Below are 12,287 nucleotides of genomic sequence, written 5' to 3'. Positions count from 1 at the left end.
GGCCGCATGCACCTGCTGACAAGCTGCCCCCGCCGGTGTCGATGCGGCGCCTGCAGGGGCAACCTGTCCGCCATTCCCACCCCGTCCTCCACGCACCCCGCCCGCCGCAATCTTATGCCGGGGGTCCGGGGGACACATATCCTCCCCGGCCATCGCGGGACGCAAATCAGCGGTGATCCGGTGGGGTGCCAGAGGCCGATCCCCGATCCCTAAGGCCCTGCCCTCCTTCACGCAGCCGGTTCCAACGGCAACGACCAACACAACAGTCGCCTTCACCTCCGGGCCGGGACTGCCACGCAACTGACAGCGCCTGTTTGCTTTCACTGCGGCACGCCCCCGGCCCGGCAAGCGCAGCGCAGGCGGAAAGGGGGGTGCGGGCCGGGCAAAGCCCGACCCGCGTGCTGCCGCCCGGGCCGGAGGCGCGCCTTCGGCGCGCGGCCGGTCTGCGGGCAGCCGTGACCGGACGGGATGATCGGCCGCATGCACCTGCTGACAAGCTGCCCCTGCCGGTGTCGATGCGGCGCATGCAGGGGCAACCTGTCCCCCATTCCCACCCCGTCCGCCACGCACTCCGCCCGCCGCAGGCTTATGCCGGGGGTCCGGGGGGCGCATAGCCCCCCCGGCCACCGCGGGACGCAATCCTTGCAGCGCTGAAGTCGCACGAGGTCGCTGGCATTGCGCGGCGGTGGCGCGGGGCCCCTCGGCCTTTGCCGCTTGAAACGGCGGCTTCATGTCCTGCGCGGGGCTTGTGCCGACGGCAATGTCCCCGGATCCCCGCATGTTCCGCTGCGCAACGATTGGCAATCGCGTGCGCGGCGGCTTAGACTGCTGCAAAACACCGGAGCCCTTGCCATGCTTGACCAACCGGCCAGCAAACGCCTTGATTTCGACCTGTCGGATCGCCTGACCAGAGACGAGGGTTGGGTCTATATGACAGGGATGCAGGCGCTGGTGCGGTTGCCGATCCAGCAGCGCAAGCGGGATCAGGCGGCGGGGCTGAACACCGGCGGCTATATCTCGGGGTATCGCGGTTCGCCCATCGGGCGCTATGACATGGAGCTGTGGCAGGCCCGCGAGGCGTTGCAGGCGCATGGCATTGTTTTCCAGCCCGGCGTGAACGAGGATCTGGCCGCGACCGCCACATGGGGCAGCCAGATGGTCGGGCTGTTTCCCGGCGCGCGGGTCGAGGGGGTGTTCTCGATCTGGTATGGCAAGGCGCCGGGCATGGATCGCGCGATGGATCCGATCCGGCATTCGAATTTCGCGGGCACCAACCCCAAGGGTGGTTCGCTGTTGCTGGTGGGTGACGATCACGGGGCGAAATCCTCGACCGTGGCTTGCTATTCCGACTATAATTTCGTCTCGGCAGGCATTCCGCTGCTGGCCCCGGCCAATGCGCAAGAGGTTCTGGATTACGGGCTGCATGGCATCGCGCTCAGCCGGTATGCGGGCTGTCTGGCGGGGATGAAGCTGGTGACGGATGTGATCGAGGGGGGCGGCTCGGTTCGGGTCGGCCCCGATCAGCCGCGCATCGTGCTGCCCGAGGCCGCGCCGCGTCAGGGCATCACCCCCTTCACCCCCATTCTGGAACAAGAGCGGTTGCTTTACGATGGCCGCATCGCCCGCGCGCTGGACTATATCCGCGCCAACGGGCTGAACCGGATCTCGGGTGCCGATGACGCCCGGATCGGGGTCGTGGCGGCGGGCAAGTCATGGCAGGATCTGTCGCAGGCGCTGGCCGGGATGGGTTGGGACGGGCAGTATCTGGCCGGGATGGGGATGCGGCTGCTGAAAGTCGGCGCGGCCTGGCCGCTGGACGACGCCATGGTCCGGCAATTCGCGCAGGGCCTTGAAACCATTGTCGTAGTCGAAGAAAAGCGCCCGTTTCTTGAGGATCAGATCCGCGCTTGCCTGTATGGGCAGGACGGCACGCCGCGCATCATCGGCAAGACTTTCGCCGGGCAGGTCTATGCCCATGACGCGGGCGAGACCGCCTTTCCGAATTTCGGAGAATTTGACCCGGCGCTGATCCGTTCCGTCCTGACCCGCGCGATTACCGATCTGGACCCTGCCGCGCCGGTCTCGGTGCCCAATGCTGCCGGGGGTACGCCGCCGCTGGACAAGCCGGGGGCGCTGCGGATGCCTTCGTTCTGCGCGGGCTGTCCGCATGGGCGTTCGACGCAGGTGCCCGATGGCAGCCGGGCGCTTGCGGGGATCGGCTGTCACACGATGGCGGTGTTCCGCGATCCGCAAAAGACCAACTCGATCACCCAGATGGGCGGTGAAGGTGCGGCCTGGCTGGGCCAGTTCCCCTTTACCGACGAGGGCCATGTCTTTGCGAATATGGGCGATGGAACCTATTTCCATTCCGGCCTTCTGGCGATCCGGGCCGCTGTCGCTTCGGAAGCGAATATCACCTACAAGCTGCTGTATAACGGCTTTGTCTCGATGACCGGCGGCCAGCGGGTCGATGGCGATCTGGATCCGCTGCGGATGATCGACCAGATCCTTGCCGAGGGTGTGCGCGCCGTCGCCCTGGTCGCGGACGAGCCGGACAAATACCACGCCGCCACCCTGCCCGCCAATGTCACCCTGCACCCGCGCGGCCAGATGGATGCGGTGCAGCGGCGGATGCGCGAACTGCCCGGCGTGACGGCGATCATCTATGACCAGCCTTGCGCGACCGAGCGTCGCCGCCTGCGCAAGCGCGGCAAATGGGACGATCCCGACCGGCGCGTCTTTATCAACCCCGAGGTCTGCGAGGGTTGCGGCGATTGTTCCACCGTGTCGGGATGCATGGCGATCGAGCCGCTGGAAACCGCTTTGGGCCGCAAGCGGGTGATCAACCAATCATCCTGCAACAAGGATTTTTCCTGTGTCGAGGGGTTTTGCCCCAGCTTCGTCACCGTCTCGGGCGTGCAGCCGAAACGCGCGGCGGTGGCCGTGGTCAACATCGATTCCAGTGCCCTGCCCAAGCCGGTCTTGCCAAAGGTCGGGGGATCATGGGCGGTGCTGGTCTCGGGGATTGGCGGGGCGGGCGTGGTGACGGTAGGGCAAACGCTGGCCGTGGCCGCCCATATCGAGGGCTGGTTCAGCTCGAATCTGGACATCACGGGGCTGTCGCAGAAATACGGCGCGGTGCATTCGCATATCAAGATGGCCCGCACCCCGCAGGACATGGCCGCGACCCGCATCGCAGCAGCCGAGGCCAATGCGCTGATCGGTTGTGATCTGGTCGTGGCGGCGGGGGATGAGGCCCTGTCGCGGTTGAATCTGGATCACGCGCTGGCCGTGACCGATACCACGCTGGTGCCGACCTCGGATTTCGCCAGAAATCCCGACTGGCGGCTGAATGCCGGGGAACAGATGGCGCGGCTGACCCGCTTGCTGGGCGACCGGGCGCGGGCGCTGGATGCGCAGGGGCTGGCCGCGCGGATTCTGGGCGATGCCGTCTATGCGAATATGGTGCTGATCGGGGCAAGCTGGCAACAGGGCGCACTGCCGCTGTCGCATCAGGCATTGATGCGTGCCATTGATCTGAACGGCATCCGCCCCGCTGAAAACCGCCGCGCCTTCGATCTGGGCCGTCTGGCCATTGCCGATCCCGATGCCGTGGCAGAGATGCTGCCCGCAACGGCTGCCCGCGCCGAAACGCTGACACTGGATCAGGTGATCGCGCATCGGGCGGATCTGCTGACCGGCTATCAGGATGCCGCCCTTGCCCGTCGCTATACCGACATGGTGGCACGGGTGCGCGGGGTGGCGGGGGATGATGCGGCCATGGCGGTATCGCGCGGCTATTACAAGCTGTTGGCCCCCAAGGATGAATGGGAGGTGGCGCGTCTTTATGCGCAGCCCGCCTTTGCGCGCGCGCTGGCCGACACGTTCGAGGGCACGCCGAAACTGACCTTCCATATTGGCGCCTGGCCTCTGGGCGGGCGCGACGGCAGGACCAAGCGGGCCATGCCCGGCGGGCTGATGATGCGTGCCTTTGGCCTGATGACCCGCCTTCGCCGACTGCGCGGCACCGTGCTGGATCCGTTCCGGAACAGTGCCGAGGCGAAACTGGCCCGCCGCCTGCTGGCCGATTACGAGGCCGATATTGATTTCGCGCTGGAACACGCGCGCCGCGCAGCCAGCGCCGAAGTGATTGCCCTGCTGTCCCTGCCTGACCGGATTCGAGGCTATGGCCATGTCCGCGCGCGCCACGCGACCGAGGCCGAACAACGCCGCACCCGCCTGCGCGCGGCGATCAGCGCGTCGCGGCCGCAGGCGGCGTGAGGCCCCGACAGGCCAGCAGATCCCGCGCCTCCTGGCCCAGACCGTTGATGGCGACCGTCACTCCGTGCCCGATCAGCGCCTTGGGATCCGACAGCGCCTGCCGCGCCTGATCCGAGACCGCGCCCACCGCCGCCTCGATCCGAGCCATGCGATCCTGCATCCGCGCCAAAGCCTCGGCCGGGGCCTCGGCCGCCCCCGCCCGCACTTGCGCCAGATCGCCGCGCAGCCCGGCAATCTCATCCGTCAACCCATCCAGCCGCTGCTCCAGCGGTGCGACGACCACCAGACTCCGCGCGACATCTTCGGTGACGGCATGCACCTGTGAACCCAACCGCAACCCCAGCCAAAGGCATAGCGCCACAAGAATCAACGTGGCGTTGATCAGCGCCAGAACCAGTCTGCCCATCGCAGTACCCAGACGCCGAACGAACATGGTGATACCCCCTATGGCATGCCCCGAAACCGATTTGTCCAGCCGGACAATGCGCCCCCCGAATGACCGGAACAAGAGGCAGCAAAGGCCAATCCCCGATCCCCCGACAGAACCTGCGCGCCCGTGACGTCGGCACGCCCCCGACCCGGCAAGCGCAGCGCAAACGGAAAGGGGGATGCGCGCCGGGCAAAGCCCGACCCGCGTGCTGCCGCCCGGGCCGGGGGCGCGCCTTCGGCGCGTGCTCCGGCCTGTGGATGGCACGGCGGGGCACACCGCCGGGAAGGCACCACCTCTCCGCCAGCGACCAAGCGTTGCGCCGCAGGCATTTGCCGGGGGTCCGGGGGATGCAATCCCCCCGGCCACCGCGGGACGCAAAACAGCAGCGGTTCCGTCGCGCCAACCTGCGGGAATCGAAATGCCGGTGTACGCCCTGTGCCGCCCCTGTGCACATCCTGTCCGCGCCCGGTGCCGCCCCAAACCCAGCATTTGCTGGACATTCGGGGTTTCGTGGCCCCACCTGTTGCGCGCACGGCCCAAGCAACGCACGCTCAGGGGTGGGCGCGACGTACCGCCATGTCTTAGTTCCCCCTGCCCTCGGGCGGCGTTTCCGCGCCAAGCAGTCTTTCGGCGGTGAACCTGTCCGTCACCAGCAGGTCAATCACCCCGGTCCGCAGCGCCCCCCGGATCGCTGTCGTTTTCGACTGCCCGCCGGCCAGAGCAATCACCCGGTCCACCGAGGACAGTTCCTCAAGCGTCATGCCGATCACCCTGTCGTCCAGCGGCGTTTTCACAAAGCCGCCATTGGCATCGAAGAACCGCAGGCTCATATCGCCGATGCCGCCTGCCTCTTCGATTTCGGCCAGCTCGCGAGAGGAAAACACATTGCCGCTGCGCGACAGCATCGAGGATGGTTCGATGGCGCCGATGCCGACGATGGCAAGGGTGATCCTGCTGAACAGGTCAAAGGTCTCGCGCACATAGGTGTCGCCCAGAAGAACCAGCTTGGCCTCGCGCGATTGCGCCACGCCGGGCGCGCTTAGAAGATGCGGCTCGGCCCCGGTCAGGCGGGCCAGCCGGGTCGTCAACTGGTTGGCATGGGTCTGGACCGAGGGGTTGCCCATGCCGCCCAGGGTCTGGACGACATATTTCGCCCTGCCCGATTTCATCGGATGGATATTGTCCACCATGCGCAAGATCGTTTCTGACCAGCTTGAGACGCCGATGATCTCATCGACCTGCAAGGTTGCCTCAAGAAAATGTGCCGCCGCCTCGCCGATGCGCGACATGATCGCGCCCTCGCGATCCTCGGAACATTCGACGACGATGGCCTCGGACAGATCAAAGCTTGCGCGCAGCCCGGCCTCAAGCTCGGCATAGGTGCCCGAGGGGGCGACGACCGTGGTGCGCACGATTTCCTCTTCCTGCGCCTTTTTCAGCATCCGGGACACCGTCGCCTGCGATATGCGCAGATGCCGGGCGATGTCGGCCTGCCGCTGGCCGTCCATGTGATACATCTGCGCCACCCGCGCGATCATCCTTAATTCGTTCAGGCGGGACATGCGGCGGTTTCACCTTTCGATCAGGGCGTGAATATATATTCGCTATACATCGTGGACCGTCCGGGCAACCGCTTTTCGCCAGATTTCAAGGCCGTCGCGGCGGGTTGCGGGATCCATGGCCGGAACGATGGGCGCGTCATGGCTGGCCAGCCGCGCCAGCGCGACAAGATCGGGCCAGAACCCCGTGGCCAGCCCCGCAAGATAAGCCGCGCCGATGGCCGAGGCCTCGGTGTTCCGGCAGGGCGTGACCGGGTGATCCAGATAGTCGGCGACCATCTGCATCAGGAAGCGGTTGCTGCTGGGGCCTCCGTCCACCGACAGCCGCCCGATGCCGCCTGCTGCGCGTTCCATGATGGCAAACACGTCCCGCACCTGAAAGGCCGTGCTTTCCGCAGCCGCCCGCGCGATATGGGCAGGCCCCGCGCCAAAGGTCAGCCCGCAGATCAACCCGCGCGCATCCGCCGCCCAATGCGGCGAGCCAAGGCCCACATGCGCGGGCACCAGCGCGACGCCGGACGAGCTGTCCGCCGACCGCGCCAGATCCAGCAGCGCATCGACACCGGGCAGACCCAGCATCGTCGCGGTCCAGGGCAGGATTGCGGCGCTGACAAGGATGTTGCCCTCGAAGGCAAAGGTGGACCGGCCGTTCAGCGACCAGGCGATGGTGGTGGTGATGCCACGCGGCGGCGCGATGAATTGCGGCACGGTGGTCATGACCGAGGAACCGGTTCCGAATGTCACCTTGCCATCGCCCGGCTGAAAGGCCGCATGTCCAAACAGCGCCGCATGGGAATCGCCGATGGCCGAGGCGATGGGAATGCCGTCGGGCAGCACGCCCGTATCGTGGCAAGTGCCAAATAGATGCGCCGAATCGTGGACCTGCGGCAGCATTGCCGGGTTGATCCCGAACAGCGCGCACAACGCGTCGTCCCAGCACCCCTGCGCCAGATTGAACAATTGCGTCCGCGCCGCGTTCGAACGGTCGGTCGCATGCACCTTGCCGCCCGAGAATTTCCAGATCAGCCAGCTATCGACTGTGCCGATGCAGATGTCGCGGCCGGTTTCGCCGTGATGCTCCAGCAGCCATGCCGCCTTGGTCGGAGGGAACATCGGGTCGATGGGCAGGCCGGTGCGGGCGATGACCCCCGGTTCATGACCGGCGGCGCGCAGCGCCTCGCAGGCGGCGGTGGTACGGCGGCATTGCCAGCTTATGACCGGGCCAAGCGGCTGACCCGTCCGGCGATCCCAGATCACGACAGATTCCCGCTGGTTCGAGATGCCAAGCGCGACGATCCGGGCCTGCGGCGCGGATTTCAGGCAGGCGGCGATGGCCTGCCGCGTGGCTGACCAGATTTCCGTGGCATCCTGTTCAACCCAGCCGGGCGCCGGATGCCGGATGGGAACAGGGGCGGAACCGCTGGCGACGATCCCACCCTCCGGGTCGATCAGGACGGCCTTGGAATTCGTCGTCCCCTCGTCGATGGCCAGAACGACGCCTTGCGCCATGGCTTACCCCTTTCTGCCCAGCAATTCGGACGCGCTGTCCGCGATGCCGTCGGGCGACATGCCGAAATCGTCCAGCAGCCGGTTGGCCGAGGCGGTATGCGCAAAGACCCCCGGCACGCCCAGACGCTTCATCGGGACAGGACAGCCGTCCACGACCACCTCGGCCACGGCGCTGCCAAGGCCGCCAAAGACGGTGTGTTCCTCGACCGTCAGGATCGCGCCGGTCTGTTGCGCTGCCCACAGGATCGCCTGTTCGTCGATGGGGCGCACCGTAGCCATGTTCAGCACCCGCGCCTGTATTCCGCGCGCATCAAGAATCGCGGCGGCGATCAGGGCACGGTGGGTCAGCACGCCATTGGCGATGATCGTCAGGTCGCCGCCATCACGCAGCAGATCGGCGCGGCCCGGTTCGAACTCATGATCCGCAGTCAGCACATCGGGCACGCCCACGCGGCTGAGCCGCAGGAAGCAGCCGCCCTGATGGCTGGCCGCCCAACGGACGGCGGCGGCGGTCTCGATCCGGTCGGCGGGGGCAATGACCGGAATGTTCGGCAGGGCACGGATCCACGCGAAATCTTCGATCGAGTGATGCGTCGCGCCCAATTCGCCATAGGCCATGCCGGAACTGATTCCGACCAGCTTTACGTTGGTCTGCGAATAGGCGACATCCGCCTTGATCTGTTCCAGCGCGCGGCCTGTCAGAAAGGGCGCGGCGGCGCAGACAAAGGGGATCTTGCCGCCATTGGCCAGACCCGCGCCGACGCCCACCATGTTCTGCTCGGCGATCCCGACATTGATCAGCCTATCCGGAAACCTGTCGCGAAAACCGCCCAATTTGGATGAACCCACGGAATCGTTGCAGACGGCGACCACATCCGGGTCGGCGGCGGCCAGATCCTCCAGCGTGGCGACAAAGGCGTCGCGGCAATCATGCAGCCGGGCGCTTTCAAAGGGCATGTTCATAGGGCGGCTTCCTCCAGCTCGGCCATGGCCTGCTTGTATTGTCCTTCGTCCGGCACCTTGTGATGCCAGGCGACGTTGTCGGTCATGAAGGAAATGCCCTGCCCCTTGTTGGTATGGGCGACAACGCATTTCGGCTTGCCTCGAGTGATCGCGTCGGGCGACAGCGCGCGGCAGATCTGATCCATGTCATGACCGTCGATTTCCTCGACCGCCCAGCCGAATGCCTCAAGCTTCGGGCGCAGCGGGGCAAGGTCGTTGGTATCGGCCAGCCTTGCGCCCTGTTGCAGGCGGTTGTGGTCGATGATCAGGGTCAGATTGTCCAGTCCGAACTGCGCGGCGGCCATGATCGCCTCCCAGTTCGATCCCTCTTGCATCTCGCCGTCGCCGGTGATCACGAAGGTCCGCCAGCTTGCCCGGTCAAGCTGCGCGGCCTTGGCCATGCCCACGGCGACCGGCAGCCCGTGTCCCAACGGGCCGGTATTCGTCTCGACCCCCGGCACCTTGACGCGGTTCGGATGGCCGTTCAGCCGTGAATCGTGCTTGAGGAAGGTCGAGATTTCTTCTTTCGGGATGAAACCCTTTTCCGACAGCACGATATACAGCGCAAGCGCGGTATGTCCCTTGCTGAGAACCAGCCGGTCCCGGCGCGGATCGGCGGGTGCCTGCGGATCGACCGACAGGATGCGGAAATACAGCGCCGTCAGAATGTCAGTTACTGACATCTCTCCGCCGATATGACCGGCCCCCGCCTCGAACACGGCCCTCAGGTCGCGGCGACGGATCCGATTCGCCAGCAGGCGCAGGTCGTTGGGTTCCATGGATCACCTATGCATAAATATTCGTATGATAGTAAACATGCACAGCCGATGAATGTCAAGACGAGGCCGCGGGATTATGTCTGGTCGGGGCTGAACTCTGCTGTTGACATGCCGCCGGGCCACCGCTAGCATTTTTCATCACAAATGAATAATTATACAATCAGGAGGAGGCGATGACCATGACGACCCCGGCAACGACCAGCCGGTCCCGGTTCGCGGACCTATTCTCGCTTAGCGGGGCAACGGGGCCGCTGATCGGGCTTGTTCTGCTGTGCGCCTTTCTGGCCTTTGCCACCGATTCCTTCTGGTCGTTCAGGAATTTCCTGAACATCATGGATCAGATCACCGTGCTGGGAATCATGGCGGTCGGCATGACCTTCGTGATCCTGATCGGCGGGATCGACCTGTCGGTCGGCTCGGTGCTGGCGCTGTCGATGATGGTTCTGGGTTATCTGAACGTCGAGGCGGGAATGCCGATGATCATTGCCATCAGCGGCGCGCTGGTCGCGGCGGCGGTCTGCGGAACCATCTCGGGATTGCTGGTGACAGAGTTCAAGGTGCCCGCCTTCATTGCCACGCTGGCAATGATGTCCATCGCGCGCGGGCTGGCCAACATGATCACCAACGGCTCGCAGATCATCGGCTTTCCGGCATGGTTCAACATGAGCGCGATCATCCGCTATGGCGGGTTCCTGACGCTGACGGTCGCGATCATGCTGATCGTCTTTGTCGCGGCGGTGCTGTTCCAGCGCTATCGCGAGGGCGGGCGGATCCTTTACGCCATCGGTGGCAATTCCGAGGTCGCGCGTCTGGCTGGCATCAATGTCCGGCGCGCGACGGTCATGGTCTATGCGGCCTGCGCAGCGCTGTCGGGATTGGCCGGGGTGCTGCTGGCGGCGCGTCTGGACTCTGTCCAGCCCAGTTCCGGCGTGGCCTATGAACTGGACGCCATCGCGGCGGTCGTCATCGGCGGCACCAGCCTGTCGGGCGGATCGGGCGGCGTGGTCGGCACGATCATCGGGGTTCTGATCATCGGCGTGCTGCGCAACGGGCTGAACCTGCTGAGCGTGTCGCCTTTTCTTCAGGCGGTTATCATCGGTCTGGTCATCGTGCTGGCAGTCGCCGCCGAGACCTTCAAGCATCGCGGCAAATAGGGAATGCGGGGCGGCGAAGCGGTTTCGCCGCCCCGAAACAGCCAGTCCGCCATACCGGGCTGAATCGGGCCCGGATCTTTGTCGGCCCACCATCCTTGAGGAGGAAACTTCCATGAAACTGTCCAACAAGGCGCTGCTTGCCATCGCCGCGACCGTTGCTTTCGCAACGCCCTCGCTTGCCAATGAAGTCAAGAAGATCTGCGTCGCGGTGCCTAATCTTCAGGCCGATTTCTACAACCAGATCAAGATGGGTGTCGAAAACTATGCAAATGAATAGGGGATCGAGCTGATCGTCGTCGATGCCAAGAACGACACTGCGACTCAGGTCAGCCAGGTGCAGGACATGATGACACAGGGGATCGACGCCTTCATCTATATCCCGGCGGGCGCCGCCGCCGCTGCCGTGCCGACGCGCCTTGCCCGCGCCGAGGGGATCCCGGTCATCAATGTGGACCGCGTGCCCGACGGCGCACCGGGCGATACGTTCATCGCGGGCGAAAGCGTCGAATCCGCCTATCAGGTCTGCAAGTTCCTGATCGAAAAGGCCGGTGGCGAAGGCAAGATGGCGATCATCCATGGCCAGAAGGGCACCACCCCCGAGGTGGACCGCTTTACCGGCTGCAAGCGCGCCATTGACGAAAACCCCGGAATCGAGCTTGTCACCCAACAATGGAGCCAGATGTGGTCGCCCGACGAGGGTTTTTCCATCGCCCAGAACATGTTGCAGGCCAATCCAGACCTGAAGATCATCTTTGGTCAGGCCGATGCGCTGGCCATGGGCGCGGCCAAGGCGACCGATGTGGCCCGCCTGTCGGATCAGGTGATCATCGGCGGCTATGACGGCGATGTCGCGGCGCTGGAATATCTGGCGAAATGCGAAGGCCCGTTCATCGTGACCGCCACCCAAAGCACGCAGCAGATGGGCCGCATGGCGGTGGATTCGGCGATTGCCGTCGCGGCGGGCGAAACCGTGCCCGAACGCCAGACCCCGAACGCGGTTCTGACCACCTGCGAGGATGCGCCGAAATACGTGGAACAGCACCCGTAATCCCGACATTCCGACATGAAAGGCAGCGCCATGGCACAAGACGGCAAACAACCGATCCTGACCCTGCGGGGCATCCGCAAATCCTATGGGCCGGTCGAGGTTCTGCACGGCATCGACCTGGACATCCATCCGGGCGAGGTCGTGGCGCTGCTGGGGGAAAACGGGGCGGGGAAATCGACCGTCTCGAATGTGATCTCGGGGACGGTGCTGCCATCCTCGGGGACGATGACCTGGCAGGGCGCGCCCTACGCGCCCGCCAGCCCGCGCGAGGCCATAGATGCGGGCGTCGGCATGATCCATCAGGAATTGCTGCTGCTGCCGCATCTGTCCATCGCCGAAAACATCTTTGTGGGCCGCTATCCCATGCGGGGCGGCAGGCTGGACCGGCGCGAGATGGAAAGCCGCGCCCGGCAGGGGCTTCAACGGCTGGGGCTGAACATCTCGCCCCGCCGACTGGTCGAGGGGCTGCCCACCGCCAGCCAGCAACTGATCGAGATCGCCAAGGCGCTGACGCTGAACGCGCGC

10 protein-coding genes are annotated in these 12,287 nt (G+C 65.4%); 5 read left to right on the top strand and 5 right to left on the bottom strand.

The features are described 5' to 3' along the window. The first annotated feature begins 852 nt into the window (after positions 1–852). Positions 853–4,281 carry an indolepyruvate ferredoxin oxidoreductase family protein gene (locus ACK5L9_RS06325; protein ID WP_416910621.1) on the top strand — a complete coding sequence of 1,143 codons (3,429 nt, stop codon included), beginning with the start codon at positions 853–855 and terminating at the stop codon, positions 4,279–4,281. Here ACK5L9_RS06325 and ACK5L9_RS06320 read toward each other — a convergent pair. The 5 genes from ACK5L9_RS06320 to ACK5L9_RS06300 form a co-directional block, all read right to left on the bottom strand. Continuing rightward, complete coding sequence (locus ACK5L9_RS06320; RefSeq protein WP_416910620.1) at positions 4,253–4,714, bottom strand: hypothetical protein; 462 nt, start codon at positions 4,712–4,714, stop codon at positions 4,253–4,255. The genes ACK5L9_RS06325 and ACK5L9_RS06320 overlap by 29 nt on opposite strands. Before the next feature lie 578 nt (positions 4,715–5,292). Then, positions 5,293–6,273, bottom strand: coding sequence for a sugar-binding transcriptional regulator (locus tag ACK5L9_RS06315; RefSeq protein WP_416910619.1), 981 nt, complete (start codon positions 6,271–6,273; stop codon positions 5,293–5,295). A 42-nt stretch (positions 6,274–6,315) separates the two neighbouring features. After that, positions 6,316–7,779: an FGGY family carbohydrate kinase gene (locus ACK5L9_RS06310; protein ID WP_416910618.1), complete on the bottom strand. Its 1,464-nt coding sequence runs from the start codon at positions 7,777–7,779 to the stop codon at positions 6,316–6,318. 3 nt (positions 7,780–7,782) lie between these two features. Then, positions 7,783–8,742, bottom strand: coding sequence for a transketolase family protein (locus tag ACK5L9_RS06305; protein WP_416910617.1), 960 nt, complete (start codon positions 8,740–8,742; stop codon positions 7,783–7,785). Continuing rightward, entirely contained in the window at positions 8,739–9,560 is an 822-nt protein-coding gene (locus ACK5L9_RS06300; RefSeq protein ID WP_416910616.1) for a transketolase, read from the bottom strand. The genes ACK5L9_RS06305 and ACK5L9_RS06300 overlap by 4 nt, the downstream gene beginning before the upstream one ends. A gap of 173 nt (positions 9,561–9,733) precedes the next feature. Between ACK5L9_RS06300 and ACK5L9_RS06295 the strand changes: the two genes are divergently transcribed. The 4 genes from ACK5L9_RS06295 to ACK5L9_RS06280 form a co-directional block, all read left to right on the top strand. Next, positions 9,734–10,714, top strand: a complete 981-nt coding sequence (locus tag ACK5L9_RS06295; protein ID WP_416910615.1) for an ABC transporter permease — start codon at positions 9,734–9,736, stop codon at positions 10,712–10,714. A gap of 112 nt (positions 10,715–10,826) precedes the next feature. Further along, on the top strand, positions 10,827–10,991 hold the full coding sequence (locus ACK5L9_RS06290; protein WP_416910614.1) for a hypothetical protein: 165 nt from the start codon (positions 10,827–10,829) through the stop codon (positions 10,989–10,991). Between the two features lie 3 nt (positions 10,992–10,994). Further along, positions 10,995–11,762, top strand: a complete 768-nt coding sequence (locus ACK5L9_RS06285) for a substrate-binding domain-containing protein (RefSeq protein WP_416910622.1) — start codon at positions 10,995–10,997, stop codon at positions 11,760–11,762. A 30-nt stretch (positions 11,763–11,792) separates the two neighbouring features. Further along, positions 11,793–12,287: ATP-binding cassette domain-containing protein (locus tag ACK5L9_RS06280; RefSeq protein WP_416910612.1), on the top strand; the 495-nt coding region annotated here is incomplete at its 3' end.

This window comes from Paracoccus sp. (in: a-proteobacteria), from assembly GCF_047973135.1.
In the GTDB taxonomy this organism is placed as follows: Bacteria; Pseudomonadota; Alphaproteobacteria; order Rhodobacterales; family Rhodobacteraceae; genus Paracoccus.
The sequence above is the reverse complement of the archived record's forward strand: the minus strand, read 5'-3'. Positions and strand labels throughout refer to the sequence as shown.